Annotated in this window: 27 protein-coding genes and 1 tRNA gene; 15 read left to right on the top strand and 13 right to left on the bottom strand. The window is 68.6% G+C overall.

Annotated features, from left to right (window positions below; all coding sequences use genetic code 11):
* Nucleotides 1-22: 22 nt before the first annotated feature.
* A tRNA-Thr gene (locus ABN611_RS06260) sits at nucleotides 23-95 on the top strand.
* Between the two features lie 32 nt (nucleotides 96-127).
* On the opposite strand, the gene ABN611_RS06255 is transcribed toward ABN611_RS06260, so the two are convergent.
* Both ABN611_RS06255 and ABN611_RS06250 read right to left on the bottom strand, forming a co-directional pair.
* The gene (locus tag ABN611_RS06255; RefSeq protein ID WP_350278826.1) at nucleotides 128-2,563 is read right to left on the bottom strand and encodes a discoidin domain-containing protein; all 2,436 of its coding nucleotides are present in this window, start codon (nucleotides 2,561-2,563) and stop codon (nucleotides 128-130) included.
* Between the two features lie 196 nt (nucleotides 2,564-2,759).
* On the bottom strand, nucleotides 2,760-4,871 hold the full coding sequence (locus ABN611_RS06250) for an MMPL family transporter (protein WP_350278825.1): 2,112 nt from the start codon (nucleotides 4,869-4,871) through the stop codon (nucleotides 2,760-2,762).
* A 16-nt stretch (nucleotides 4,872-4,887) separates the two neighbouring features.
* Between ABN611_RS06250 and ABN611_RS06245 the strand changes: the two genes are divergently transcribed.
* A complete protein-coding gene (locus tag ABN611_RS06245) occupies nucleotides 4,888-5,367 on the top strand; it encodes a MarR family winged helix-turn-helix transcriptional regulator (RefSeq protein ID WP_350278824.1) in 480 nt (159 codons plus the stop codon).
* Between the two features lie 29 nt (nucleotides 5,368-5,396).
* Here the strand turns inward: ABN611_RS06245 and ABN611_RS06240 are convergent, their stop codons facing one another.
* The 4 genes from ABN611_RS06240 to ABN611_RS06225 are packed head-to-tail and all read right to left on the bottom strand — an operon-like array spanning nucleotide 5,397 to nucleotide 8,259.
* Nucleotides 5,397-6,128: an anti-sigma factor gene (locus tag ABN611_RS06240; protein ID WP_350278823.1), complete on the bottom strand. Its 732-nt coding sequence runs from the start codon at nucleotides 6,126-6,128 to the stop codon at nucleotides 5,397-5,399.
* A complete protein-coding gene (locus ABN611_RS06235; protein ID WP_350278822.1) occupies nucleotides 6,109-6,687 on the bottom strand; it encodes a sigma-70 family RNA polymerase sigma factor in 579 nt (192 codons plus the stop codon). The genes ABN611_RS06240 and ABN611_RS06235 overlap by 20 nt, the downstream gene beginning before the upstream one ends.
* Before the next feature lie 58 nt (nucleotides 6,688-6,745).
* A complete protein-coding gene (locus tag ABN611_RS06230) occupies nucleotides 6,746-7,411 on the bottom strand; it encodes a class F sortase (protein WP_350278821.1) in 666 nt (221 codons plus the stop codon).
* Nucleotides 7,408-8,259, bottom strand: a complete 852-nt coding sequence (locus tag ABN611_RS06225) for a DUF4397 domain-containing protein (RefSeq protein ID WP_350278820.1) — start codon at nucleotides 8,257-8,259, stop codon at nucleotides 7,408-7,410. The genes ABN611_RS06230 and ABN611_RS06225 overlap by 4 nt, the downstream gene beginning before the upstream one ends.
* Nucleotides 8,260-8,440: 181 nt before the next feature.
* Here ABN611_RS06225 and ABN611_RS06220 point away from each other — a divergent pair, with 181 nt between their 5' ends.
* Together ABN611_RS06220 and ABN611_RS06215 are read left to right on the top strand one after the other, a co-directional pair.
* Nucleotides 8,441-8,962 (top strand): PadR family transcriptional regulator, encoded by a 522-nt coding sequence (locus ABN611_RS06220; RefSeq protein ID WP_350278819.1) that lies wholly within the window; start codon nucleotides 8,441-8,443, stop codon nucleotides 8,960-8,962.
* On the top strand, nucleotides 8,959-9,747 hold the full coding sequence (locus ABN611_RS06215) for an alpha/beta fold hydrolase (RefSeq protein ID WP_350278818.1): 789 nt from the start codon (nucleotides 8,959-8,961) through the stop codon (nucleotides 9,745-9,747). The genes ABN611_RS06220 and ABN611_RS06215 overlap by 4 nt, the downstream gene beginning before the upstream one ends.
* A gap of 64 nt (nucleotides 9,748-9,811) precedes the next feature.
* Here the strand turns inward: ABN611_RS06215 and ABN611_RS06210 are convergent, their stop codons facing one another.
* A complete protein-coding gene (locus tag ABN611_RS06210; protein ID WP_350278817.1) occupies nucleotides 9,812-10,243 on the bottom strand; it encodes a hypothetical protein in 432 nt (143 codons plus the stop codon).
* Between the two features lie 174 nt (nucleotides 10,244-10,417).
* Between ABN611_RS06210 and ABN611_RS06205 the strand changes: the two genes are divergently transcribed.
* On the top strand, nucleotides 10,418-11,107 hold the full coding sequence (locus tag ABN611_RS06205; RefSeq protein WP_350281602.1) for a GAF and ANTAR domain-containing protein: 690 nt from the start codon (nucleotides 10,418-10,420) through the stop codon (nucleotides 11,105-11,107).
* Nucleotides 11,108-11,116: 9 nt separating this feature from the next.
* Here ABN611_RS06205 and ABN611_RS06200 read toward each other — a convergent pair whose 3' ends face one another.
* From ABN611_RS06200 to ABN611_RS06190, 3 genes are read right to left on the bottom strand one after another with little or no spacing between them, the layout of a single operon-like run.
* A complete protein-coding gene (locus ABN611_RS06200; RefSeq protein WP_350278816.1) occupies nucleotides 11,117-11,482 on the bottom strand; it encodes a hypothetical protein in 366 nt (121 codons plus the stop codon).
* A 28-nt stretch (nucleotides 11,483-11,510) separates the two neighbouring features.
* On the bottom strand, nucleotides 11,511-11,831 hold the full coding sequence (locus ABN611_RS06195; protein WP_350278815.1) for a hypothetical protein: 321 nt from the start codon (nucleotides 11,829-11,831) through the stop codon (nucleotides 11,511-11,513).
* A 1-nt stretch (nucleotide 11,832) separates the two neighbouring features.
* Complete coding sequence (locus tag ABN611_RS06190; protein ID WP_350278814.1) at nucleotides 11,833-11,955, bottom strand: hypothetical protein; 123 nt, start codon at nucleotides 11,953-11,955, stop codon at nucleotides 11,833-11,835.
* A 78-nt stretch (nucleotides 11,956-12,033) separates the two neighbouring features.
* Between ABN611_RS06190 and ABN611_RS06185 the strand changes: the two genes are divergently transcribed.
* Nucleotides 12,034-12,822, top strand: a complete 789-nt coding sequence (locus ABN611_RS06185; protein ID WP_350278813.1) for an alpha/beta hydrolase — start codon at nucleotides 12,034-12,036, stop codon at nucleotides 12,820-12,822.
* Here ABN611_RS06185 and ABN611_RS06180 read toward each other — a convergent pair.
* Nucleotides 12,806-13,510, bottom strand: coding sequence for a GntR family transcriptional regulator (locus tag ABN611_RS06180; protein ID WP_350278812.1), 705 nt, complete (start codon nucleotides 13,508-13,510; stop codon nucleotides 12,806-12,808). The genes ABN611_RS06185 and ABN611_RS06180 overlap by 17 nt on opposite strands.
* A 471-nt stretch (nucleotides 13,511-13,981) precedes the next feature.
* On the opposite strand from ABN611_RS06180, the gene ABN611_RS06175 reads away from it, so the two are divergent.
* Genes ABN611_RS06175 through ABN611_RS06155 form a run of 5 tightly spaced genes read left to right on the top strand, consistent with a single transcriptional unit; the run spans nucleotide 13,982 to nucleotide 19,534 of the window.
* Nucleotides 13,982-14,941, top strand: coding sequence for an ABC transporter permease (locus ABN611_RS06175; RefSeq protein ID WP_350278811.1), 960 nt, complete (start codon nucleotides 13,982-13,984; stop codon nucleotides 14,939-14,941).
* A 3-nt stretch (nucleotides 14,942-14,944) separates the two neighbouring features.
* The gene (locus ABN611_RS06170) at nucleotides 14,945-15,850 is read left to right on the top strand and encodes an ABC transporter permease (RefSeq protein WP_350278810.1); all 906 of its coding nucleotides are present in this window, start codon (nucleotides 14,945-14,947) and stop codon (nucleotides 15,848-15,850) included.
* Nucleotides 15,850-16,833, top strand: a complete 984-nt coding sequence (locus ABN611_RS06165; protein WP_350278809.1) for an ABC transporter ATP-binding protein — start codon at nucleotides 15,850-15,852, stop codon at nucleotides 16,831-16,833. The genes ABN611_RS06170 and ABN611_RS06165 overlap by 1 nt, the downstream gene beginning before the upstream one ends.
* Nucleotides 16,830-17,864 carry an ABC transporter ATP-binding protein gene (locus ABN611_RS06160; protein WP_350278808.1) on the top strand — a complete coding sequence of 345 codons (1,035 nt, stop codon included), beginning with the start codon at nucleotides 16,830-16,832 and terminating at the stop codon, nucleotides 17,862-17,864. The genes ABN611_RS06165 and ABN611_RS06160 overlap by 4 nt, the downstream gene beginning before the upstream one ends.
* Nucleotides 17,861-19,534 (top strand): ABC transporter substrate-binding protein, encoded by a 1,674-nt coding sequence (locus ABN611_RS06155; protein ID WP_350278807.1) that lies wholly within the window; start codon nucleotides 17,861-17,863, stop codon nucleotides 19,532-19,534. Before ABN611_RS06160 ends, ABN611_RS06155 begins: the two co-directional genes overlap by 4 nt.
* A 1-nt stretch (nucleotide 19,535) precedes the next feature.
* Here the strand turns inward: ABN611_RS06155 and ABN611_RS06150 are convergent, their stop codons facing one another.
* Together ABN611_RS06150 and ABN611_RS06145 are read right to left on the bottom strand one after the other, a co-directional pair.
* A complete protein-coding gene (locus ABN611_RS06150; protein ID WP_350278806.1) occupies nucleotides 19,536-20,873 on the bottom strand; it encodes a 6-phospho-beta-glucosidase in 1,338 nt (445 codons plus the stop codon).
* On the bottom strand, nucleotides 20,870-21,637 hold the full coding sequence (locus tag ABN611_RS06145) for a DeoR/GlpR family DNA-binding transcription regulator (protein ID WP_350278805.1): 768 nt from the start codon (nucleotides 21,635-21,637) through the stop codon (nucleotides 20,870-20,872). Before ABN611_RS06145 ends, ABN611_RS06150 begins: the two co-directional genes overlap by 4 nt.
* A 103-nt stretch (nucleotides 21,638-21,740) precedes the next feature.
* On the opposite strand from ABN611_RS06145, the gene ABN611_RS06140 reads away from it, so the two are divergent.
* The 4 genes from ABN611_RS06140 to ABN611_RS06125 are packed head-to-tail and all read left to right on the top strand — an operon-like array spanning nucleotide 21,741 to nucleotide 25,917.
* A complete protein-coding gene (locus ABN611_RS06140) occupies nucleotides 21,741-22,859 on the top strand; it encodes a PfkB family carbohydrate kinase (RefSeq protein WP_350278804.1) in 1,119 nt (372 codons plus the stop codon).
* 25 nt (nucleotides 22,860-22,884) lie between these two features.
* The gene (locus tag ABN611_RS06135) at nucleotides 22,885-24,246 is read left to right on the top strand and encodes an extracellular solute-binding protein (protein WP_350278803.1); all 1,362 of its coding nucleotides are present in this window, start codon (nucleotides 22,885-22,887) and stop codon (nucleotides 24,244-24,246) included.
* Nucleotides 24,221-25,120, top strand: coding sequence for a sugar ABC transporter permease (locus ABN611_RS06130; protein WP_350278802.1), 900 nt, complete (start codon nucleotides 24,221-24,223; stop codon nucleotides 25,118-25,120). Before ABN611_RS06135 ends, ABN611_RS06130 begins: the two co-directional genes overlap by 26 nt.
* Complete coding sequence (locus ABN611_RS06125; RefSeq protein WP_350278801.1) at nucleotides 25,117-25,917, top strand: carbohydrate ABC transporter permease; 801 nt, start codon at nucleotides 25,117-25,119, stop codon at nucleotides 25,915-25,917. The genes ABN611_RS06130 and ABN611_RS06125 overlap by 4 nt, the downstream gene beginning before the upstream one ends.
* Nucleotides 25,918-25,929: the final 12 nt, after the last annotated feature.

Below are 25,929 nucleotides of genomic sequence, written 5' to 3'. Positions count from 1 at the left end.
CTCTACTATGTAGCCCACACCCGCCGGTGTGGCGCAATTGGCAGCGCACCGCTCTTGTAAAGCGGTGGTTAGGGGTTCGAGTCCCCTCACCGGCTCTAGTTTTGACCAGGCGATTCCTGGTCGTGCGTCAGTGGGGCTGGGTGCCCGTCACCGTGACCTCGGCCAGGCTGATCACACCGGCGCTGGTGGCCGGCGACTGCACCCGGACGTAGCGGGCCACGGTGTTGGTCGGCAGACTGGTGACCGCCCCCGGCGTCGCGCCGAGGTTCAGCTTGGTCACCGTGGAGTCGGCCATCAGCTGGGTGTAGGTCCGGCCCGACATGCTGGCGGTGGAGAGGAACACCACCGCGTTGTTCAGCTTCTCGGTCGAGGCGTCGGTCCGGTTGTGCACGGTGACGTTGCTGATCCGGGAGCTGGTCAGCAGATCGACCTGCCACCACGGCTGCGAACTGGAGGCCGTCCGGCTCACCGACCCGGCGGCGAAGATGCCGTTGGTGTTCCCGTCCACGGCCCGGGCGGCGGTGCCGACGTCGGTCGACGACTGCGCGGCCGGGCGGTTGGTGGACAGGTTCACGGCGCCGGTAGTGCCGCGGACCTGCAGCTCGGCCAGGTTCAGGGTGGCGAGGATGCTCGACAGCTGCACCCGCACGTACCGGCCGGTGGCGTTGCCCGCGTTCAGGGTCAGGCTGTCGGTGGTGGACGAGAACGCCGAGAACGGCAGCTCCTTCACCGAGTCGTCGGCCCGCAGTGAGGACAGCGACCGGCCGGTCATGTCGGTCGAGGAGATGAACACCGAGCCGCTGCCCATCCGGTTCGCGTCGGTCCGGCTCCACACCGTGACCGTGGAGACGGCCGCTGCGGAACCGAGGTCGACCTGCCACCACGGCTGGGTGGACAGGTTGGTCTGGGTCACCGAGCCGTTCGAGAACACGCCGTTGGTGTTGCCGTCCACCGCCCGGGCCGCCACCGCGGTACCGCTGGTGCTCGACTGGGTGGCGGTCTTGCCCCGGGCCAGGTTCGGATCGGTGACGGTCACCGTGGTGGTCGCCGCCGCGCTGTTGGCCTTGCCGTCCCGCACCACCAGGCTGAAGGTCAGCGTGGACGCCGAGGACGGGGCGGTGAAGGTCGGCTTCGCCGCCGTCGTACTGGACAGCGTCACCGCCGGTCCACCGGTCTGGGTCCACGCGTAGGTGAGGTCGTCGCCGTCGGCGTCGGTGCCGGACCCGTTCAAGGTCACGGTCGCACCAGTCACGGCCGACTGCGGCGCACCGGCGTTCGCCACCGGGAGGCGGTTGTTCGACTCCGAGAGCGGCCGCGGGGTGCAGTTGCTCACCGAGACCGTGAAGGGCTCGAGGTCGTTGTTCGTCTCGATCATGGCGCCGTCCTCGGAGCCGTTGAGCGAGATGGTGTACGTCTGGCCGGCGTTCACGAGGGTCTCTCGCCACACGTCCGTACCGCGCTCCCACTCGATGATCAGGACCCGGCCGGTGACCACGCGGACGGTGCATCCGTCGGCCCAGGCACCCATGTACGGGTAGAGCGGAACGCCCGACTCCGAGTAGACGATGCGCGCGTTGAACCCGGAGCGGCCGTTGCCCTGGTACGCCGTGCCGGCCGGCCAGGTGATCACGCCGCCGAACCAGTCACCGGGGTTCTCGCCGGTGCCGGCGTAGCGCCAGCGGGCGCTGACCCAGGAGACCGGGTCGCAGGTGGTGGGGTCGGTACAGGAGGCCGGCTCCGGCGGGCCGGGCACGATGGTGTACTCGAACGGCGATCCGCTCTGCACGCTGACGAGGTTGCTGCTGTTCAGGTTGCTGGACACGGTGTAGCTCTGGCCGGCTGACAGCGTGGCCAGCGGGGAGTGTGAGTCGTCGGCCGGGCCTGCGTAAACGGTGGCGCTGCCGGCGGTGACGGTGATCTTCCAGCCGGCCACCTTGGACACCGGGGCGTAGACGTCGTGGGAGACGGTGTAGCCGTAGCGGGCCCGGACCGGCTCGGCCTCGGCCGGCCAGACCGCCGCGTTGCTGGTGTCCGACGGGCCCCATGGGCACGGGCTGCTGGTGCAGTTCCAGGTGGCCAGCACCGAGCGGTCACCGGAGGCCGGCTCCGGCGGGCCGGGCACGATGGTGTACTCGAACGGCGATCCGCTCTGCACGCTGACGAGGTTGCTGCTGTTCAGGGCGCTGGACACGGTGTAGCTCTGGCCGGCTGACAGCGTGGCCAGCGGGGAGTGCGAGTCGTCGGCCGGGCCCGCGTAAACGGTGGCGCTGCCGGAAGTGACGGTGATCTTCCAGCCGGCCACCTTGGACACCGGGGCGTAGACGTCGTGGGAGACGGTGTAGCCGTAGCGGGCCCGGATCGGCTCGGCCTCGGCCGGCCAGACCGCCGCGTTGCTGGTGTCCGACGGGCCCCACGGGCAGGGACTGCTGGTGCATGACCACGTCGCCACAACGGAGGACGCAGGATCACCGTCGGCTGCCCGCGCGGGCGAGGCGGTGAGGCCTAGCACCATCACGACCGCAGTAATGAGACCGAAAAATGCGGTCGCGAGACGTTTCGGCATGCCGGCCCCCCGGATTGTGACTCTCCCCTTGCGGCAAACCGTAACCCAAGTCACTCTCCGTCAACAGAAATGGAAAGCGAAAAGATGCGACGACGAACCCATTGCGCTGGGCCTTCATCACGCTACGGAAATACCCCGCTACTCATTGATGAGAATGAGGAGATCGAGGGACTCGGTGCGCCGGTTTCGCGGCGGCTCACCGCGCGCGCTTGCCTGTGCGAGGGCTGTAGCCGGCTTGCTCGTGGTGTGGTCGGGCGGGCCACCAGAAGCGCTCGCCGAGGAGGAAGGCGAGGGCGGGTACGACGACTGTGCGGACGAGGAGGGTGTCGAGCAGGACGCCGACGCAGACGATGATCCCGACCTGGGTGAGGGTGATGAGCGGCAAGACGCCGAGAACCGCGAACACGGCGGCGAGCAGCAGACCGGCGCTCGTGATGACTCCACCGGTGACCGCCAGTGCTTTCGCCATACCGTTTCTGGTCCCGCCGGTCGGCGTCTCCTCCAGGGCGCGTGTGCTCAGGAAGATGTTGTAGTCGACGCCGAGTGCCACCAGGAAGAGGAAGGACAGCAGGACCACCGAGCCGTCGAGTCCGGGGAAGCCGAGCACGTGGTCGAACAGCAGCCAGCTGGCGCCGAAACTGGCGAAGAACGACGCGACCACTGTGAGCAGCAGGAGGATCGGCGCGAGGACCGATCGGAGTACGGCGACCAGAACGGCGCCGACGAGCAGGAGCACCAGCGGCATGATCAGCAGCCGGTCCCGTTCGTTCGCTTCCTCGACATCGAGGCTCTCGGCCGGGCCGCCGCCGACGAGGACCTGGTTGTCGACCTGGTCGAGCTGGAGGCGGAGGTCGCGGACGACGGTGAACGACGCCTCGCTACCTGGCTCGGAGGACAGGATGACGTCGTACTCGACGAACGTGCCGTCGCGACCGCCGGGTCGGACCTGGGCGATGCCGTCGACCTGTTGGAGGACCTTCGTGACCGCTTCGGCCTTCTGAACCGGACCGATCACGGTCACCGGATCGGTGGCGCCGGCGGGGAACGCTTCGGCGAGGATCTTGGCGCCGGTCACCGCTTCGGGTTCCACCCGGAACTGCTCGTTCTGGGCGAGGCCGGTGCGGACTCCGAAGGTTCCCATCGCCAAGGCAGCGAGCAGGAGGGTGGCCAGCGTGAGGACCGTAGCGGACCGCCGGGCGACCAGACCGCCGAGCCGGCCCCAGACCTTGCCCTCGGTCGAGGGATCGCCGACCCGCGGCACGAACGGCCAGAAGATCCGTCGGCCGAAGAGCACGAGTGCGGCCGGGAGTACCACGAGGCCCGACAGCATCGCCAAAGCGATTCCGATGATGCACCCCACGGCGATGCCTTGCAGAGTCTCGGTGCTGGCGAGCAGCAGCAGGGCGAGCGCACAGATGACCGTTCCTCCGCTGGCCAGGATCGGCTCGGCGACCCGTCGTACGGCGTTGCGCATCGCGACAGGGGCGTCGGCCTCGGCCCGAAGCGTCTCGCGGTACCTCGCGATCAGCAGCAGGGCGTAGTCGGTCGCCGCTCCGAACACCAGGACGCTGACGATGCCGGACACCGCGCCGCCGCCCGGAATGCCGAGCCGCGAAAGGACCTGTTCGGACAGGCTGGTGGTCACTTGCTCGGTCAGGGCCACGACCAGCAGCGGAATCAACACCAGTCCGGGGCTGCGGTAGGTGAGCAGCAAGAGGATGGCGACCACGCACGCGGTCACCAGGATCAGCCGGGTGTCCGCGCCGTCGAAGACTCTGGTCAGATCGGTCGCGAAGGCCGCTGGGCCGGTCACCGAAGCCTGAAGGCCACCGGGGAGATCGTCGAGGTCCTCACGGAGTTGGTCCACGGTGCGGCTGATTCGGTCGTCGTCGCTCGCGGGCAAACTCAGGATCGCGAGGCCGGCCTTGCCGTTCTGGGAGAACTGGACCGGGGCCTCGATGCCGAGCATCCTGGCCTGGTCGCCGGCGGCAGCTTGGTCTGCCGGGCTCAGCACCGTTTGGTCCGGTCTGCTGAAGACGATCAGCGCCGAGGACTGATCGGCTCCCGGCAACTGTTGCCGGAGGCCCTCGACCTCGGCCGACTCGGCGGAGGTGGACAACCCGGTGGACGACCGCGGCGCCGCCGGCTCGGCCGCCGGGGCAAGAAGTGCGGCTCCGGCGAACGCGAATCCGACCAGCACGAGCAGGAAAGCGACACGTCGGGAGCGCGGTATCCACTTCGCACCTGGCACAGTGACTCCCCTCAGCCGCGGAGCTAAATCTCGATTGCAGAGTATCTTGATAATCAAGACATTAGGAGATGGAGTGAGCCGACGCAAGCCGGAAGGGCGACCAGACGGCGAACGACACGAACTCGTCCGGCTGATCCAACTGCTGGTGGCGGAGGGTCAGCGGATCGGACACGCCTTCGCCCAGCAGCAGGGTGTGAACGGCACCGACATCGAGGCGCTGATCAGGATCCTGGTGGCGACCGACGACCAGCCGATGACCGCCGGCCGGCTCGCCTCCGAGCTCGGTCTGAGCACCGGCGCGGTGACGACACTGATCGACCGGCTGGAGCGCGACGGCCATGTGCGCCGGGTCCGCGACACCGTCGACCGGCGCCGCGTCATCATCCACTACGACCAGACAGGCCTCGAGTTCGCCGGCCGCTTCTTCCAGCCACTCGGCGTACACCACACCGCCGCGACGGCCGACTTCACGCCGGAAGAACTGGCGATCGTCAAGCGCTACCTGACAGCCACCATCGAAGCCTTCCGCACCTACCGCGAGCAGCTCAGCTGATCTCGCCCATCGCCCGTCCCGCGCCGGGCTCAGCTGGGCAGGGTGCCGCGGATGACACTGTCGCGTGAATGTTCGGGGTTGCCGTCCTCAGGCTCCAAAGAAACGTCGACGATGCGGTATCCCTGCGACGTCAGGCCCGCGGGGACCTGGAACGTGCTGCCGGTGAGCGGGTTCAGCACGCCGAGCGAGACCATCCGTTGGCCGTCGGCGTTGATCAGCCACACCTCGTAGTACCCGGCGGTGGTGGTTCCGAGCCCGGTCGCGTCGACCTTCAGCTGGGTGCCGGTGGAGGCTCGGATGAGGTCCGCGCTGCCGTCTCCGGTCTTGCCGGCGAGCGGCTCCAGCCTGATCATCACGTCGGCGACCGGCTGGTCGGGTTCGTCGTCGGTCAGGTACAGAGTGCCGAGGATGCCGGCGCCGGCGCCCAGTACGACGGCGACGCAGGCAGCCAACGCCAACGCCGACGACCGGAACCTCCGCCGGGTGTCCTGCGTGCCGTTCCCGGCAGCACGGTGCCCGTCGTCGGTCGTCTCCTGCGCCGCGTACTCCGGTCCGAGCTCGTCGGTGATGCGCTGCCATACATGGGCGCCGGGCGCTTCCAGCCGGGGCAGGTCGTGGGTGACGCCCACCAGCGAGCGGAGTTCGGCGAGAGTGGTGCGGCAGGTGGCACACGACTGGAGGTGCTCGGCGGCTGCCGCGTCGGGGCTCTCGCCGTCAAGAGCCCACTGCGCGAGGAGTTCCTCATCGAGATGCTTCGTCACCTTTCACCTCCTTCAGCCGGTCGCGCAAATGGAGCAGGCCGCGCCGGACGTGACTCTTCACCGTGCCGAGCGGCAGCTCAAGCCGTTCCGCGATCTGGGGGTACGACTGGTCTTCGTAGAAGGCGAGTTGGAGGATGGTTCGCCGGGGGTCATCGAGCTTCGCCAGTTCGTCGGCCAGCAGTACGCGATCCACAGTACTGGCGTCCAGCCGGTCGGCCGCGGTGCTGGTCCGGGCGAGGCCGGCCGCGGCGTCGACGGTGCGGTCGTCGCGGCGGCGAGCCCGGAGGCTGTCGGCGATCCGATGCCGGGCGATGCCGGTGAGCCACTGCCCGAGCTCGCCGCTCGACGGGTCGAAGGTCGCTCGTCCCCGCCAGGCGGAGACGAAGACTTGCTGGGTCACGTCCTCGGCTTCGGTGCGGTCGCGGAGGACGCGGAAGGCGAGGGTGTAGATGAGTCCGGACCACTGACGGTAGGCGTCCGCGAGGCCTTCCTCGCGGCCTTCCGCGAATGCTTTCGCGGTGTCGGTCGGCGACGGCCCGCCAGCACCGTTGCTGGTCACGGCTGGCACTCTAGCCAATCCGGTCGGCGGTGGGATAGTCACTGGGGATGGTGGACGATCAGAAGGCCGCGGCGGTCAGCACCACGTTGTCGCGGTAGCCCCCGCCGTTGCGGTCGTACGGCCCGCCACAGGTGACGAGTCGCAGCCGGCTTGGTCCATCACGATCGAACAGTTCACTCACCGCCAGCCTGGACTTCGGGATGACCTCGACCGTCCGCACGCGGTATCTGGTGACCGTGCCGTCGGTCGATCGCAGAGCAAGCGTGTCACCGGGCCGAACAGCGCGCAGCTTCACCAGCGGACCCGCGCCCCACTCCTTGCTGTCGAGGTGACCGCCCAGGACCACGGATCCCTTGCCGTCGACCGGTGCCGGACCGAATTTGTACCACCCGACCACGGACGGATTCGGTGGTAGCTCCATCTGTCCGTCCGCGGCAACGCCGACAGCCTCGACCTGGAGGTCGAGTTGCGCCGAGTCGATCTGCAAGCGGTTCGGCCGGGGGACCGGAGCGACCGGCGGCAGGCCGGCATCTCGGGTCCGGATCGTTGCGGGCGCGGTGTCGGCCGGGTTCGGCGAGGCAGCCGGTCGCAGGGTGGTGGCCGTGGGCTGTCGAGGCTCGGGCTCGGCTGCGGTCCGGCGTTCGGCGTTGCCGCACCCGGTGAACAACACCAGTGCCGGCAGTGCGGCCGCCGCGAGGACGGCCGCACGTCGTACGGCGGTCACGACCGGGCGCGTGACCGCGCGGCCGCCGTACCGCGCCCGATGACGCCCAGCCCGATGATGCCCAGACCGGTCAGCGCCAGGGCGCCGGTCACCCACACCGCCGTCGAGTTCGCGTCGTCGGCTGCCTGGCCGCCGGTGCCGCCGGGGACGCCGTGCGGGTCGCCGTGCAGCCCGGTGATCGTCTGGACGGCCAGTTTCAGGTTCTTGCCGGCCGCGCTGCCCCATGCGTAGACGATCGTGTTGGTTCCTTCCTTCAGGTTCACGTCGGCCGGACCGATGGCAACGGTCGAGGTGCCGGCCAGGACGACGTCGGCCTTCACTGTGCCGGCCGGCAGGTCGGCTTTGGCCTCCTTCGGGTTCGCAAGATTCTCGAAGACGGGTTCGCCACCGGCTCGGACGTCGACCGCTGGAGCGGCGGCGGCATGCCGGACGGTGATGCGGGCCTTGCCGGCGGCGAGCTTGGAGGTGTCGTTCACGTACGGCGTGAGGACCGGCTTACCGGCTGGGTTCAGATGGGCCACCACGGTGATGTTCGCGCCGCCGGGGACCTTGACGTCGTTCGCCTGAATGACGGCGGCACCGCCGGCTCCCGCGCCGGCCGCGGTCACTTTGAGGTCGTAGGTGCCTGCCGGCAACTTCACCGGGTCGGTGAGCGTGCCGGGCTTGAAGTCGGCCAGCAGTTCCTTGCCGTTCGCGTAGACGTCGACGGTCGGACCGGGCACGGCGTGCAGGACCGAGACGGTCGCGTCGGCGGTCTCCTTCGCGGACGCGGACGACGCGACGGCCGCTGGTACGCCGGCAGCGAGCAGACCGGTCGCGGCCAGGGCAATCACTCGACGGACGGACATGGGAATCCTCCTCGGATCGTCGGTTCTTGCCCGGTACTTCCGTCAGGGCCGGCCCTACGGATGCACCCGCCCTGGGAATCTTCGAAGCAGCGACCGGGATGTCCATGCGGGGCTGCCGTTCGAGTAGCTGGTCATGCGGGTGTAGTAGACAAATCATCTAGATGTATTGTCTACTAGTCCGGTGATCCTGCAGCGCATCATTCTGGGACTGCTGTCGATCGCGCCGATGTCGGGCTACGACCTCAAGCGGCAGTTCGACTCGAGCGTCAACTACTTCTGGTCGGCCGACAAGGCGCAGATCTACCGGACCCTTGCGGCGTTGGTGAGCGACGGGTTGGTCGAAGTACGCACGGTGCCCGGTACGGCGGCGCCCGACCGGCATGAGCACCGGATCACCCGCGCCGGGCGGCGTGTACTGCGGGAGTGGCTGAAGTCCGACCTGGATCGGCAGCCGGAACGGGATGCGTTCCTGGCGCGGATCTTCTTCGCGGGGGAGCTCGAACCGGCGGAGGTGGCGCGCCTGCTGCACCGCCGCCGGGAAGCAGCGCTGGCAACCCTCGCCACCCTCGAGGCGATCCGCGACGCCAATCCCGAGCCGGCCGACCGCGCCGAGCGTCTTCGGCTCGCCACCCTCGACAACGGCTTGCGTCACACCGTTGCCGAACTCGAATGGCTCGACAGCCTGGAGAAGGAACTGCAATGACAACCACCTTTCCGGAGTTGCACCCGGCCAGTCGTGAAGCGTCGGACCTACTCGACGATCTCCCCGTTGTGCTCGTGCACGGCGGCAACGTCGCGGGCTGGATGTGGGAGCCCCAGCTCGAAGCCCTGCAGGACCGCACCGTTGTCACGCCTGACCTGCCGGGCTTCGGACGACGTACGGCGGAACGGTGGCCCGGGCTCGACGGTGCCGCCGACGACCTCGTCGCGCGCGTCGAGCAGCTGACCGGAAGCCGGCGCTTCCACGTCGTCGGTCTCTCGCTGGGAGGCTCCGTCGGACTCCACCTCGCCGCCCGCCATCCCGACGCCGCGGCCTCGGTCCTGGTGTCCGGTGCGCCACTGCTCCCGGTCCGCGGGTTCACGAGTCTCGTGGCGGGACTTCAGCTGGCCCTCTGGAACTCGCCGTGGTTCTGGAAAGCGATGGCGGCCGGCTTGCGGCTGCCGGTCGATGCACGGGAGCGCTATGTGACCCATGGCCTCTCGGTCCACCGCGACACCGCGCGAGCCATGTTCGACGACGTCCGGTCCGGCGGCGTGCCGCCGTACCTCGACAACTACCCCGGCCGTCTGCTTCTCGTGGCCGGCGAGCGCGATTCCAAGGTGGCTCGTGAGTCGCTGCGCGCCCTACCTCACGCCGAGGCGCGTCTGGTCCCAGGCATGCACCACGTCTGGAACGTCGAAGGTCCCGCCCTCTTCAACGCCGTCGTCACCACCTGGTTGGCCGGCGGGATCCATCCGGCGCTATACCCCCTCCGGGCTCGCCGTTGAGGAGCACGGGGTACCGCATCGTGGTGCTCGTGGAAGTGATCCGGGGCTTGCGGGCGGCGGCGTGTTAGCCGTTGGCGTTTGGGCCTAGGGCTGCTCGTGATCGCTCTGTGTTGTAGGTCTCTGGGGTGGGTGATGCGTCTTGCTGGTCCAGTTTTCGGCGGTAGAAGTCGTAGGCGGCCTGCTTGCTGACGCCCAGGGCGCTGCCTACCTGGCTCCAGCTGGAGCCTTCTTCGCGGGCTTGGCGCATCATGTGCCAGCGCGCGTTGGTGAGCAGCTCGACCACTCGTCGGCTTGCGCGCAACGCCTCCAGTCCGGTGACGCCCGGTAGGTCCGACAGGGCCTTCACGATGACCGCGACCGGATGGCCGGTTTCCTGTCCCTGCTCGATCCCGCGCTCATACAGCTCCCGTTGGTCGCTGACTCTCAGTACCTCGAGCAGCTCCTCCAGGCTCCTGGAATCCGCAGGTTCGGGGGGCTGTTGTGAGTCGCCGCTCATAGCGTCAAGGTAGCTTGACACCGAGCTGGGGTCAAGCTACCTTGACGATATGAAGTCAAGCTGTCTTGACGCTGCGGCTGTGGTTGCCTCATCCGAACCGGCTGCCGGCACGACGATGGCCTGTGGCACAGCCGAGAAGTCGCCGTGATAGGCCGGGAGCAGTCCGAGGCGGACATGATCGAGCTCACCGGAAACACCGCTGCCGAACGGTTCGCTCAGCTCGCACTCGACCTGCACGACTCCGCCGGAACCGAACAGACCGTCGACGCGGTCGTGGACTTCGCGCTGCAGACGCTGGGCTGCTCGCACGCCGGCGTCGCACTCATCGTCAACGGCGGACGGCTGCAGATTCCCGCGGCCACCGACCCGGTGGTCGCCGAGATCTACGCGTTCCAGATCTGCGGCGGAGAGGGTCCGCTGTCAGAGTCGATGCGCGAGCACTCGACGGTGCTGGTCCGCGACACCACCACGGACGACCGGTGGCCGGATTGGGCCGGCAAAGTCCGCGAGCTCGGGGTGTGCAGCGTTCTGGACGTGCCGCTGACCACCTCGGACGGCACGGTCGGGGTTCTGGGCCTCTACAGCGCCCAGCCGGACGCGTTCGGTCCCGACGAAGAGGCGATCGCACACATCCTGGCCCGCCACGCCTCGATCGCGGTCGCCAGCGCCCGCCGCGAAGACCACCTCGCGCAGGCAGTCGACGCACGCAAACTCGTCGGTCAGGCGATGGGCATCCTCATGGAGCGCTACAACCTCGACGGCGACCGCGCCTTCGCCGTACTGCGGCGCTACTCCCAGAACACCAACACCAAGCTGCGCGACGTCGCGCAGCAGCTGATCCAGACCCGCCGGCTTCCCGGCTGAGCGGGCGCGCTACGGGTGGCTTCGGCGGCGGGCGGTGAGGATGGTGACGGTGCCGGAGACGAGTACGGCGAGGGCCAGTACGGCGATGACCGCGCTGGCGATCGCGAAGCCGCGTTGGAGGTCGGCGAATGCTTCGGTGTCTCCGCCGCCTCCCAGGATGAACAGGCCGTAGGGGAGGACCAGGACCGCGAACGCCAGCGCGAACAGGATCGCTCCGGCGGCGACGGCTTTGATACCCCGTCGTTCGCGGTGATTCGTGGCGGTTGGCGGGCGGGGCGAGTAGTTCTGTGGAGGGCCGTACGCCTGAGGGCCGGGGGCGATCGGTGGTCCGGCGGGTGGTTGCCCTTGGCCAGCATCCGCGTTCGGCTGAGTCATGCCCTGACGATAGCTCCCGGGGCGGCTACTACGGGTCGATGCGCGTCGCGACCTCCGTGGTACCGCGGCTCACGACGACCTCGCCCTCGATGCGTTCCTTCGCGGTGACGCCGTGGGTGGTGTTCAGGGATTCGAGGACCTGGGCGCTGACCTGCATCCCGCGTTCCGCGGTCTCCTGGTCGGGGTACAGCACGATCGTCGTGGCGGTGCCGTCGCCGGAGTCGATGGCGGTGTAGAGCAGGCTTCCGATCTGCGCGGGGATGCGGTCGGCGAAGTCGGCACTCACCGATCGCATGATCGACGCGACGGACTTCTGGTGGGTTTCGTAGCGGTAGATGACGGCGTACATGTCACGCCTCCTGTCCGAGGATCTTCTCGAGTTCTTCCAATGCGTCGATGGTTCGGCCGACGCCCAGTTCGGCGGTGAACCGGACCGCGTCCCGGAGGCCGTCGTCCGGCGCGGCTACAGTCACTGAAGTTAGATCGGGACCTACGGCCGGCGGATCTGCTATCTGACCAGTTCCTGCCGGCCTCGTTGCGAAGCTGGAGTTATGCCGATAGTTGCCGTGAACAACAGGACGGTTCACTACGAGGATGCTGGTGGGGCCGGTACGCCGGTTCTTGCTCTGCATGGGGCTTTCGGGCGGGGTGCGACGTTTTCCGCCGTTGCCGAGCGGCTTCGGCCGGAGTATCGGGTGGTCGCGCCGGATCTGCGTGGTCACGGTCTGTCTGACAGGGGTGGTGATTTCGGGCGGGAGGCGTACGTCGACGACGTCGCACAGTTCATCATCGCGATGGGGCTCGAGCCCGCGTTCGTGATCGGGCATTCGCTCGGTGGCGTCACGGCGTACCAATTGGCGGCACGCCACCCTCAGCTGGCGCGAGCGTTGGTGGTCGAGGACGTCGGCGCGGTGACCGACAGGCCGGTGGTTGCGGAGCCGGTGCTTGATGTCAGCGGGTGGCCGCGGAGCTTTCCTGATCGCGGCGCGGCGGAGGCCTTCTTTTCGGCTACTCCTGAGCCGGACTACTTTCTGGAGAGCGTGGTGCAGCGTCCCGACAAGCGCTGGGAGCTCCTGTTCGATCCGCGCGACATGATGCAGGTGCAGCGAGGCAATGTCGGGGTCTGGTGGGACGACTGGCTCGCAGCGCAGCATGCAGTTCTGTTGCTTAGAGCAACTAACAGTTTCCTTCTCCCATCAGAGCATGCCAAGGAGATGGTCGCCCGGCGCCCGGGCGCCGAGCTGGTGACCTTCGAGGAGACCGGTCACTGGATCCATCGGCGGGATCCGGACGGCTACGCGGCAGCCGTTCGAGCCTTCTTCGCTACGTCTGTCGGGTGAGGGTCGTGATCGAGCTGTAGCGATCGCCGCGATACCGCGATCTCGCGTACTCGATCGGCCGGCCGCGCACGTCGCTCGTCACGCGCTCGACCTGCAACGCCGCAGAGTACGGCGGTACGCCGAGCAGCGCGGCCTCGTCGGTGTCGAGGACCGTCGCGCGGGTCTCCTGCTCCGCCCGGTCGACCACGATGCGGTACTTCTGGGTGAGCAGGTCGTACAGCGAACCCTCGAGGTTGTGCGACAGCAGCTCGGGCGTGTGCGCGGCCACCAGCCAGACGTCCTCCAGGCACATCGGTTGCGAGTTCGCCAGCCGGAGCCGGGAGATGTGGTGGAGTTCGGTGCCCGGGCTGACCGACAGGCGCCAGCTCTGGTCCGCGCCGGCGATCACGGTCTCCGCGGTCAGCAGGCGCGCGCCCGGCGTCAGGCCGCGGGCACGCATGTCGGCGGAGAACGACGTCAGCTCCGTGCCCTTCCGGATCCGCGGCTCGGCCACGTACGTCCCCGAGCCCTGGATCCGGTAGACCAATCCCTCGCCTTCGAGTTCCTGGATGGCCCGGCGGACAGTCAGCCGGCTGACGCCGAGGCGATCGCTGAGCTCGCGCTCGGTCGGCAACCGGTCGTGCGCGCCGAGGTGCAGCTCGATCTGCTCCACGACGAACTCGCGCACCGATGCGTGTTTGGTCGTCACCCGCGTCCGCTCCCTGCCTCGCCCACGGAACTGGACAATACCAATCCGAGTCAACGCCACTGAGCGCGGACCCGTCGGTGGCTGTTGTCCGGAGGTGACGGCGGCAACCAAGTCGCGACTGGCCGGCCCGCGGCGTCACGCGGGCGGGCGCGCTACTGAGTCATCAGTACCAATTCCGGCAACGTTAACGCGACCCTAGCAGGCCGGCAGCAGCACGCGGATTGGTTTGGACCAATGCAAAGCTGAACGATTCAGTTTGCGAAAATGTGTGAATTAGGGCTTGTTCAAGCATCTTCGCCCAGATACGGTCACGTCCAATCAGATCCCTGTGACAGCGTGCGAGGGGAGTGAGGACTGATCAGCGAGTCATCCACCGCCGTCGACGAGCCGACCGGCCGCCGTGCACCAGACCAATTCCGGGCCCGGGCCGGGAGCCTGCGCTACCTCGGCCGGCGGCTCGGCTTCTACCTGGTGACGTTCTGGGCCGCGTTGACCTTCAACTTCCTGATCCCGCGGTTCATGCCGGGTGATCCGGCGGCGACCATGCTGCGGCGGATCCAGCAGCTGACCGGGCAGGCGCCGACCCCGGACCAGGTCCGCTCGGTGCGCCTGTTCTTCGGCGGTGCCCGCGAGGATCTCGTGTCGCAGTACCTGCGGTACCTGAACGACCTCGCGCACTTCCGCTTCGGACTCTCGCTGAGCGAGTACCCGACGCCGGTCGTCGACCTGATCGCGCAGGCGCTGCCGTGGACCCTGCTGCTGGTCGGGACGACCACGATCCTCGCGTGGATCATCGGCACCGCGCTGGGTGCGTACATGGGCTGGAAGCCGGGCAGCCGCTTCGACGCGATCTTCGCCCCGACGACCACGTTCCTGCACGCGATCCCGGCGTTCTGGTTGTCGCTGGTCGCGCTCTGGGCGTTCGCGTTCAAGCTCGGCTGGTTCCCGGTCTCCGGCGCCTACGACCCCGATGTCCCGTACCAGATCAACAACGTCTGGTTCCTGCTGAGCATCCTCAAGTACGGCGCCCTGCCGGCGCTGACGCTGATCTTCATCGGCTTCAACGGCTGGCTCTTCACCATGCGGAACGTGATGGTGACGACGGTCAGCGAGGACTACGTGCTGCTCGCGAAGGCGAAAGGGCTGCCGACCTGGCGGGTGCTGTTCAAGTACGCCGCCCGCAACGCGCTGCTGCCCAACGTGACCGGACTCGCGCTGGCGATCGGCGGGATCCTCGGCGGCGTGCTGCTGACCGAGGTGGTGTTCACGTACCCGGGGCTCGGTCATCGGTTGTACCGGGCAACGGTCGACCACGATTTCCCGGTGATGCAGACGATCTTCCTGCTGATCACGCTGACGGTGCTGATCGCGAACCTAATCGCCGACTCGATCTACGTCCTGCTCGATCCGCGAACCAGGGACGAGGGCTGAGGCATGCTGAGCGGATTCCTGCGCAACTCCAAGGTCCGGATCGGACTCGGTGTCTTCGCCGCGTTCCTGCTGCTGGCGCTGCTCGGACCGTGGTTCGTGTCGTCGGTGCTGGACACCACGCCCCGCGCGATCGACTACGACGCACTCGGTCAGCCGCCGAGCGCGGACCATCTCCTCGGGACGACGCTGCCCGGTTCGGACGTGCTCGCCCAGGTGATCGTCGGCGCCCGCGGCTCGGTGTTCGTGGGCATCACGAGCGCCGTCCTCGCCACCGTGCTGGCGGCGCTGGTCGGCGTACCCAGTGGGTTCCTCGGCGGGAAGCTCGACCACGCGCTGACGGCGTTCACCAACCTGTTCCTCACGCTGCCGAGTTTCGCGCTGACGCTGATCATCGCGGGGTACGTGCAGGGCGCCTCGTGGTGGGTGATCGCGCTGATCATCGCCGCGTTCGAGTGGCCCGGTGGGGCGCGCACGCTGCGGTCGCAGACGATGTCGTTGCGCGGCCGGGACTTCACGGTCGCGATGCGGATGCTCGGTGAGTCCAAGACCCGGCTGGTGTTCGCCGAGGTGATGCCGCACATGACCGGCATCGTGTCCGCGATGTTCCTGCGCGCCTGCGTCGCCGGGGTGTTCGCCGAGGCCGCGCTGAGCTTCCTCGGGATCGGCACCACCGGCAGCGTCAGCTGGGGCACGATCATCTCCGAGGCCCAGGGACAGAGCGCGATCCTCAACGGCCTGTGGTGGTGGTTCGTACCGCCGGGCCTGTGCATCGCGCTGCTCGGCACCGCGACCGCACTGGTCAACTTCGGCATCGACGAGATCAGCAACCCGCGGCTGTCGGCGGCGAATCACAAGCTGATGAAGCGATTCCGCCGGGCCGCCAAGACGGCGGAAGCGGGGGTGGCGTGATGAACGACGTCCTGCTGGAGGTCGACGGACTCACCGTCGAGTACTTGTCCCAGGAAGGCTCGGTCAAGGCGTGCGCCGACGTGTCGTTCACGCTGCACCGGGGCCAGATCCTGGGCGTCGCGGGTGAGTCCGGTTCGGGCAAGTCGACGCTGATCACCGCGCTGACGAGGCTGCAGCGGCCGCCGGCAGTGACGTCGGCCGGCCGGCTCGTGTACCACTCGGGCGACGGTGACAAGGTCGACCTCCTGACCATCTCGGAACGCCAGCTGCGTGCCTATCGCTGGTCGGAGCTGGCCATCGTCCTGCAGAGCGCGATGGACTGCCTGAACCCGGTGATGCGGCTCGGCGCGCAGTTCGAGGACGTACTGCGTTGTCACGACCCGGGCATGTCGCAGCAGCAGGCGTGGGACCGCGCCGCGGAACTGGTCGCGATGGTCGGCATCGGCCCCGAGCGGCTGCGGTCGTACCCGCACGAGCTTTCCGGCGGTATGCGGCAGCGGTCGCTGATCGCGCTCGCGCTGGCCTGCGATCCGGACCTGATCGTGATGGACGAACCGACCACCGCCGTCGACGTGGTGATGCAGCGGCAGATCCTCGCCCAACTGCTGAAACTCCAGGACCAGCTCGGTTTCGCGGTCGTCTTCGTCACGCACGACCTGTCGCTGCTGCTCGAGCTGGCCGACCAGATCGCGATCATGTACGGCGGCCGCATCGTCGAGCTCGGCTCCGCCAGGGACATCTACACCGCCCCGAAACACCCGTACACCCGTGGCCTCCGCGACTCGTTCCCGCCGCTGCACGGCGAACTCACCACGATGCGCGGCATCCCCGGTTCGCCACCGGACCTGCGCACGCCGCCGTCCGGCTGCGCGTTCCATCCGCGCTGTGCGGACCGGATCGACGGCTGCGACGAAAGGATCCCAGTACTTCGTCCGGTCGGCCGCAACGACGTCGCCTGCTTGCTGTACGAGGAGACCCGATGAACACTCCGGTGCTGGAGGCAACCAACCTGAGCAAGGAGTTCCCGGTGCACGGCCGCGGCGCGCGCGGTACGACGGTCAAGGCCGTGCAGAACGCGAACGTGACCCTGCACAAGGGCAGCATCGTCGCGCTGGTCGGGGAGAGCGGCTCGGGCAAGACCACCGTCGCCCGGATGCTGGCGCTCGCGTACCCGCAGACCGCCGGCACGATCCGCCTGAACGGCGAAGAGGTGTCGCACGCGAAGAACGCCGAGCGGTCGTACTTCCGGCAGGTCCAGTTGATCTTCCAGGACCCCTTCGCCTCGCTGAACCCGCTCCACAAGGTGCGGTACACGCTCGGCCGGGCACTGCGGATCCACCAGCGCGGGCTGCGCGGCAAGCAGCTGGAGGAACAGATCCTCGAGCTGCTGCGCAAGGTGAACCTGACGCCGGTCGAGCAGTTCATCGACAAGTTCCCGCACGAACTGTCGGGCGGCCAGCGGCAGCGGATCGTCATCGCCCGCGCGCTCGCCGTCCGGCCGAGTGTGCTGCTCGGCGACGAGCCGATCTCGATGCTGGACGTGTCGATCCGGCTCGACATCCTCAACCTGCTCGCGAAGCTGCGCGACGAGGAGGGCCTGGCGCTGCTCTACATCACCCACGACATCGCGAGCGCACGGTACCTGTGCGACTCGATCCAGGTGATGTACGCCGGTCAGATGGTCGAGGGCGGGCCGCGGGAGTCCGTGATCCAGTCGCCCAAGCACCCGTACACGAAACTGCTGCTCGACTCCTCGCCCGATCCGGGCCGGTCGCTGCGATCCGGTGACACAGGTCACGGCACCGGCCTGTTCGACGTCGCCGGGGACGACCTCGGCGAGCCGCCGAACCTGGTCGACCCGCCGAGCGGCTGTCAGTTCCATCCGCGGTGCCCGTTCGCGATGGACGAGTGCCGGCAGACATTCCCCGAACGCACCGAGTTCCCCGACGGCCAGTGGGCGCACTGCTGGCTGCATCAGCGGAACAGGGGCCACGTCCTGGAAGGAAACTCATGAAGCATCGCAAACTCGCCGCAGTCGCCGCGGCGGTCACCCTCGTCGCGGCCGCCGTCGGGTGCAGCACCGACAAGGGGACCGGCAGCACGAGCGGTACCGGCGGCAAGGCGACGATCGACACGCTGAACATGACCGCCTCGGCGGCGGCGCCGACGTTCGTGAAGAACTGGAACCGGTTCTCGCCCGCGGACAAGAAGAGCCCGGCCGCCAACCTGCTCTACGAGCCGTTGCTGCGGATCAACCATCTCGCCGCCAAGAAGCCCGAGCCGTGGCTGGCGGAGTCGTACGAGTGGAGCGCGGACGGCAAGACGCTGACCTTCAAGCTGCGCAAGGACGTGAAGTGGTCCGACGGTACGCCGTTGACCGCCAAGGACGTGAAGTTCACCTTCGAGGCGCCGAAGTCGAACCCGAAGCTGACCCAGAACTCGCTCGGCTTCAAGACCATCAGCACGCCCGACGACCACACCGTCGTGGTCACGTACGACGACGTCGCCTACCAGAAACTGGCGGCGTACGGCGACGAGCGGATCGTGCCCGAGCACATCTGGTCGAAGCAGAACCTCGAGACCTGGACCAACCCGGAACCGGTCGGTTCCGGCCCGGCGAAGCTGGCGAAGTTCTCGCCGCAACAGATCACCTTCGACTGGCGCGAGGACTACTGGAACGGGAAGTCCAAGGGCGTCAAGCACATCAACATCAAGCCGTTCGCCGACCCGCAGGTGGGCAAGGCGATGATGCTGAACGGGCAGCTGGACTGGAGCACGATGTCCTGGCAGGACGCCGACAAGCAGTTCGTCGCGAAGAACCCGAAGACCAACCACTACTGGACCTACTCGACCGGCGGTGACGAAGGGCTGAACTTCAACACCGCGAAGCCGCCGCTGGACGACGTGCACGTCCGCCGCGCCCTGTACGCCGCGATCGACCCGGAGAAGCTGCTCAAGCTCAACGTGACGGGTCAGACCCCGACGAACGCGACCGGCTTCGACGCGAAGGTGTACGGCGACCTGCTCGCGCCGGAGTACAAGGACAAGCCGCACACCCAGGACCTCGCCGCGGCGAAGGCCGAGCTGGCGAAGGCGTCGTACAAGCTCGATGCCAACGGAAACCTGTCGAAGGCCGGGAAGTCGTACCCGCTGACGATGAAGCCCGTGGTCGAGTACTCGAACTGGAGCGCCTGGGGCCTCGGCCTCGCCGAGCAGTGGCGGACCGGGCTCGGCCTCAACGTCAAGGTGGTGCCGACGCCGGAGGACCAGCTCTGGGGCCAGATGGCGAAGGGCGACTACAACATCGCGCTCGACTGGCAGGCCGGCGGCAATACGCCGTGGGCGGGGTACGACAGCGTCCTGAACAGCGCGAACACCGCGCCGCTCGGCGAGGAGGCGTCGACGAACTACACCCGCTGGCAGGACAAGGCCACGGACGAACTGCTGGCGAAGTGGCGCGTCACCAACGACGAGGCGAAGCAGAAGGAGTACGCCACCGCGCTGCAGAAGATCGTCGTCGACAACGTGCCGTTCGCGCCGCTGTTCACCGCGGCCTGGTTCATCGAGGTCAACTCGACCCGGTGGTCCGGCTGGCCGGACCCGGCGAACGCGGAGTACGTCCCGCACTCGCTGCTGGGTCCGGAGACCATCCTCACGATCCAGAACCTGACGCCCGCGAAGTGATTCAGCGGAGCAGGTCGGCGAGGTCCGGGTGCCGGCTCTTGTAGTTGGTCAGGAGCGTCCGGGCAGTCGTGACCGAGTCGACCAGCGGATGCAGGGCGAGAGCCTGGAGCGCGAGCCGAGGCGAGTGGTCCCGAGCAGCTCTGATGGTGAGCTGCTCGACGGCCTTGACCTGCTGGACCAGGCCCAGCTGGTGACCCGCGAGCGGCGCCGTGGCGAGCGGATGGGGGCCGTCGGCATCTACCGTGCACGGCACCTCGACGACTGCGTCCGCGGGCAGGCCGGGGACCGTGGAGCCGTTGCGGACGTTGAGGATCATGGTGCTGCGCTCGTTGCGGGCGATGGCGGCCATGATCGCGACCGCGACGCCCTCGTAGCCGCCGCCGGCGATGTCGGCGTCGTCGCGCTCCTCGGCCTCGCCCCGGGTCTCCTTCATGTACGTCGAGTCGCGCTGCTCCCGGACCTGGCGCCAGCGGTTCAGCGCTGAGTCCGGGTCGGCGGCGACCGCGTCGTAGAACGCGCGCTGCTGGTCGAGGAGGAACTCGCCGCGGGTCTCCGCGCCGCCACGGATCGAGGTGACGGCGTCCCGGGTGAAGTAGTAGTAGTACAGGTACTCGTTCGGGATGCAGCCGAGCGTCTGGATCCACTCGGCGCCGAACAGCCGGCCTTCCTCGATCGTCGCCAGCAGTTGGTCGTCCGCGATCAGGTCCTGGAGTACGTCGCGGCCGTCGTACCCGAGCCCGTTGAGCCAGCCGAGGTGGTTCAGGCCGACGTACCCGAGTGAGGCGCGGTCCGGGTCGTGGCCGAGCGCGCGGGCGGCGCGGCGGCCGAGGCCGATCGGCGAATCGCAGATCCCGATCACCCGGTTGCCGAGCACGGCCTGCATGGCCTCGGTGATCATGCCCGCCGGGTTGGTGAAGTTGATGACCCACGCCCGCGGGCAGATCGCCGCGACCCGCTCGGCGACATGCAGCGCGGCCGGCACCGTGCGCAGGCCGTACGCGAGCCCGCCGGGACCGGTGGTCTCCTGCCCGAGCAGGCCGAGGTCGAGCGCGACGCGTTCGTCCGCGGTGCGGCCCTCGAGACCACCGACCCGGATCGCCGAGAACACGAAGTCCGCGCCGTCGAGCGCGACGTCGAGCTCGGTGGTCACCTCGACCTTCGGGGCGTCCGGGTGCTCCTCGGCGAGCTGCCGCAGTACCTGACCGATCGCCTCCAGCCGGCCGGGATCGACGTCGTACAGGCACACCTGGTCGACCCGGCGGCTGCCCTGGTCACCCATGACCGCGCCGTACACGAGCGGAACCCGGAAGCCTCCGCCGCCGAGGATGGCCAGCTTCATGTGGTGATTACCTCCACGCCGTTGTCGTTGCAGATCTGGAGAGTGTCCGGGTCGGCCCCGGAGTTCGTCACGAGTACGTCGAGATCGGCGGCGCCGCAGACCTTGAGCTTGCCGTTGCCGGGGAACTTGTTGCGGTCGGCAAGCAGCACGGTCCGGTCGGACGCCGCGATCATCGCCCGTTTCACCGGCACCTCGACCGTGGTCGTGTCGAGGACGTAGCCGTCGCGGCGGACGCCGCTCGCGCCGAGGAACGCCACATCCGCATGGATCTGGCGCAACGCGTCCTCGGTCAGTACGCCGACCAGCGAGTGGTACGCGCGCCGCACCCAGCCGCCGAGCAGGATCAGCTCCACCACCGGGTCGTCCCGCAGTACGTCGAGGACCGCGAGGCTCGTCGTCATCACGGTGACCTGACGGCCGCGCAGCTCGTCGGCGAGCAGCTGGGTCGTCGTACCGACGTCGAGCAGCACCACGTCGCCGTCCTGGACCAGGGTCGCCGCCCGGCGGGCGATCTGCCGCTTCTCCGGGGTCGCGTCCGTGGCCACCGAGGCGAACGGGCGCTCCCGGTCGGCGTCCTCGCTGTCACCGGCCGGGACGATCGCGCCGCCGTGCACACGGGTGATCTGGCCGGCCTCGTCCAGGTGCTGCAGGTCGCGCCGGATCGTCGCCGAGCTGACGCCGAGCAGCCGGGCCAGCTCGTCGACCGAGATCGCGCCGTCGGACCGCAGCCGCTGCACGATCTCGAGTTGCCGCTGGTGTCGCACGGATCGACCATAGCAGGCAAATCTGCTCAGAAGTACGCAGAGATTGCAGATTTTTGCTCATAAATGCTTGTCACGGCAGTTTGTCAGGAGCAAGATGACCGTCATGCCTGATGCGCCCTACGACCCGCTCGCCGGCCTGCGCGGCCCCGGGACACCCGACTTCGACGTCTTCCTCTGGGGCACCGTCTTCCTCGACATCATCTTCACCGACCTCGCCGAGCGCCCGACCGGCGGAACCGAGGTCTGGGCGCAGGGGATGGGGTCGTCGCCCGGCGGCACCGCCAACCTGGCCATTGCGGCCAGCCGGCTGGGTCTGCGGACCTCGCTCGCGGCGGCGTTCGGCGACGACAACTACGCGGACTTCTGCTGGAGCACGTTGTCCGAGCAGGAGCACGTCGACCTGAGCCGGTCCCGGCGGTTCGAGAACTGGCACTCGCCGGTGACGATGTCGGTCGCGTACGACGGCGACCGCAGCATGGTCACGCACGGCCACCCGTCGCCGGTGCCGGCCACCGAGATGATCGGGAAGCCGCCGCGGACCCGCGCGGTGATCGTCGACCTCGGCGACATCGAGCCGCTCGGCGACCCGGACCGCGCCACCTGGGTCGACCTGGCCCGCACCGACGGCGGACTGGTGTTCGCCGACGTCGGCTGGGACCCGACCGGGAAGTGGTCGCCGGAGGTGCTCGCGCAGCTCGCGCACTGCGACGCGTTCCTGCCGAACGCGGTCGAGGCGATGGCCTACACCCGGACCGAGTCGCCGCAGGACGCGCTCTACGCACTGGCCGACCGGGTCCCGCTCGCGGTCGTCACGAACGGCGCGGAAGGTGCCATGGGCATCGATGCGCGGACCGGCGAGGAGGCCCGCATCCCGGCCCTGCGCGTGCCGGCCCTGGATCCGACCGGCGCGGGCGACGTGTTCGGCGCCGGCCTGGTCCTCGGCACCCTGGCAGGCTGGCCGCTCGGGGACCGGCTCGCCTTCGCTACGCTGTGCTCGGCCCTCGCGGTCCAGCAGTTCGGCGGGTCGCTCGCCGCACCCGGATGGGGCGACATCGCCGACTGGTGGCACGACCTGCGGAAGAACGACGACCGGAGCAGCTACACCCGATCGCTGCGGCGCAGGTACGAGTTTCTGGACGAGATCGTCCCGAGTGTGCCGGTCGGCGCCGTCCGCCGGGCCGTGGCGACCATCGCCCGGAACGCCGACGTCACCATCAACTGACCGTCAGGTCGGAGGGAGTACCCCAATGTCACGCATTGCCCGGTTCGGGGTCGTAGCGGCCGTCGGCCTGCTCGGCCTGGTGACCGCCTGCACCCCTGGATCGAACACCTCGGCGCCGCCGTCGCAGGCCAACCCGTCGTCGGTGCAGACCGACCCGGCGAAGATGGGCGACGTCACGCTGCTCGTGTGGGACCAGGAGGTGCGGGGCGGCCAGGACGCGCAGATCAAGGAGCTGAACGCGGCGTTCCAGGCGAAGTACCCGAACATCAAGATCAAGCGGGTGTCGCGGTCCTTCGACGACCTGAAGACCACGCTGCGGCTGGCGCTCAGCGGCAACGAGCCGCCGGACGTCGTCCAGGCGAACAACGGCCGCTCGGACATGGGCGAGTTCGTCAAGGCGAACCAGTTGGTGCCGCTCGACCCGTACCTGAAGGCCTACGGCTGGGACCAGCGGTACCCGGAGTCCGTGCGGCAGTACGCGCAGTACTCGGCCGACGGGAAGACGTTCGGCCAGGGCAACCTGTACGGGATGCCGCAGGTCGGTGAGGTCGTCGGGATCTTCTACAGCAAGAAGAAGCTCGCCGCCGCGGGTCTGCAGCCGCCGGCCACCTGGGACGAGTTCCAGGCGTCGCTGGCCACGCTGAAGGCGAAGGGCGACGCGCCGCTGATGCTCGGCAACCTGGAGAAGTGGCCGGCGATCCACGTGTTCGGCACGGTCCAGGGCCGGACCACGCCGCCGGACGCGATCAAGCAGCTCGGGTTCGGCCGCAAGGGCGCCTCCTGGAAGTCGGCGGAGAACCTGAAGGCCGCGCAGACGCTCACCGACTGGGTCGGCAAGGGCTACTTCAACGAGGGCTTCAACGGCCAGGACTACGACCCCGCCTGGCAGTCGTTTGCCAAGGGCAAGGGCACGTACCTGATCGCCGGCACCTGGCTGCAGGCCGACCTGGGCAAGGCGATGGGCGACGACGTCGGCTTCATGCTCCCGCCGGGTACGTCGGCCGACGCCAAGCCGGTCGCCACCGGTGGTACCGGGCTGCCGTTCGCGATCACCGCGAAGAGCAAGCACCCCGAGGCTGCGGCGGCGTACCTGAACTTCATCACCAGCGCGGACGCGATGGGCACGCTCTCCAAGACCGGCAACCTGCCGGTGGCCGACACCTCCAAGCAGCAGGTCACGGGCGGGCTGCAGAAGGACGTCTTCACCGCCTTCGGCAAGGTCGTCGAGTCCGACGGGCTGCTCCCGTACCTCGACTACGCGACGCCGACGATGCCGGACACGCTCGGCGCGGCCCTGCAGGACCTGCTGGCCGGAAAGGCCAAGCCGGAGCAGTTCGCCGACCGTCTCGAGAAGGATTACGGTGCGTTCGCCGAAGCCAACGGATAGCCCACCCGGCGAGCCGCGACGGATCGCCTACCTGTACCTGCTCCCCGGGTTCGTGGTGTACGCCGCGTTCCTGCTCTACCCGCTGCTCCGGTCGGTCCAGCTGTCGTTCTACGACTGGGACGGGCTGACGCTCGGCAAGTGGGTCGGCGTCGCCAACTACCAGGAGATCGTCAGCGACGCCGGCCTGCGGTCCGCGTTCGGGCACGCGCTCGTGCTGATGCTGTTCTTCGCGGTGATCCCGGTCTGCGTCGGCCTGGTCCTGGCGTCGGTGCTGAACCGGGCGAAGGTCCGCGGGCTGCCGTTCTTCCGGACGGTCGTCTTCCTGCCCCAGGTGATCGCGATGGTCGTCGTCGCGGTCGCCTGGCGGCGGATGTACGCACCCGACGGCAGCATCAACGACCTGCTCCGCGCGCTCGGGCTCGGCTCGCTCGCGCGGGGCTGGCTCGGCGACTACGCGCTGGCGCTGCCGGCGGTCGGATTCATCGGCACGTGGTTCGAGACCGGGCTGGTCACGGTGCTGCTGCTGGCCGGGATGAGCCGGATCAGCGGCAGCCTGTACGAGGCCGCTCGGCTGGACGGCGCGGGGCCGGTGCAGGAGTTCTTCGCGGTGACCTTGCCGTCCGTCCGCGGTGAGATCGCGGTGGCGCTGACGCTGACCGTGATCGCGGCGCTGCGCACCTTCGACCTGGTGTACGTCACCACCAGCGGCGGGCCGGGCAACTCGACCTCGGTGCCGTCGTACGAGGTGTACCACCGGGCGTTCGAGCTCGGCCGGGTCGGCTCGGCCGCCGCGGTCGGCGTCACGCTGACGGTTCTGATCCTGCTGATCTCGCTGGTGATCAACAAGATCGCCGACCGGGAGGCCACCCGATGATCTCGCGCGCTGAGAAGGCGGCGAACTACGTCGTCCTGCTGGCGTTCGCCGCGTTCGCGCTGGCGCCGATCCTGACCGTCCTGCAGGCCGCGTTCGCCCCGGCGGACTCCGGCGACACGTCCGGCTTCGGGAACTTCGCCGAGGCCTGGAAGGTCGGCCACTTCGGCACCTACCTGCGGATGAGCGTCGCCGTGTCGGTGTCGGTCGTGCTGGTCAGCGTGCTGCTGTCGATCCTGACCGGCTTCGCCTTCGGCACCATGCGGTTCCGCGGGTCGGGCGTGCTGTTCTACCTGTTCCTGCTCGGGATCATGATGCCCAGCGAGGCGATCGTCGTACCGCTGTATTTCGATCTGCGCACGCTCGGCCTCACCGACACGTTCTGGGCGGTCGCGCTGCCCCAGGTCGCGCAGTCCGTTGCCTTCGGCACGTTCTGGATGCGGACCTACTTCCGGGCCGGCGGCCGCGACCTGGTCGAGGCCGCCCGGCTGGACGGCGCGTCCACCCGGCGGATCCTCTGGCAGGTCCTGGTCCCGCTGGCCCGGCCGGCGATCGTCACGATGACCGTGCTGGTCTTCATGTGGACCTGGAACGAGTTCCTGATCCCGCTCGTGATGGTCACCGACGAGAGCCTCCGGACCGCACCGCTCGGCCTGGCCTTCTTCCAGGGCCAGTACAGCCAGGGCTTCACGCTGCTGGCCGCCGGCGCGGTGATCGTCGCGACCCCGGTCGTGATCCTCTACCTCTTCCTGCAACGCCACTTCATCGCGGGCATGCTCGAGGGCGCAGTCAGGGAGTAGCCACCACCTACT

Origin of the sequence: Kribbella sp. HUAS MG21, assembly GCF_040254265.1 — a bacterium.
Lineage (GTDB): Bacteria > Actinomycetota > Actinomycetes > Propionibacteriales > Kribbellaceae > Kribbella.
The sequence above is the reverse complement of the archived record's forward strand: the minus strand, read 5'-3'. Positions and strand labels throughout refer to the sequence as shown.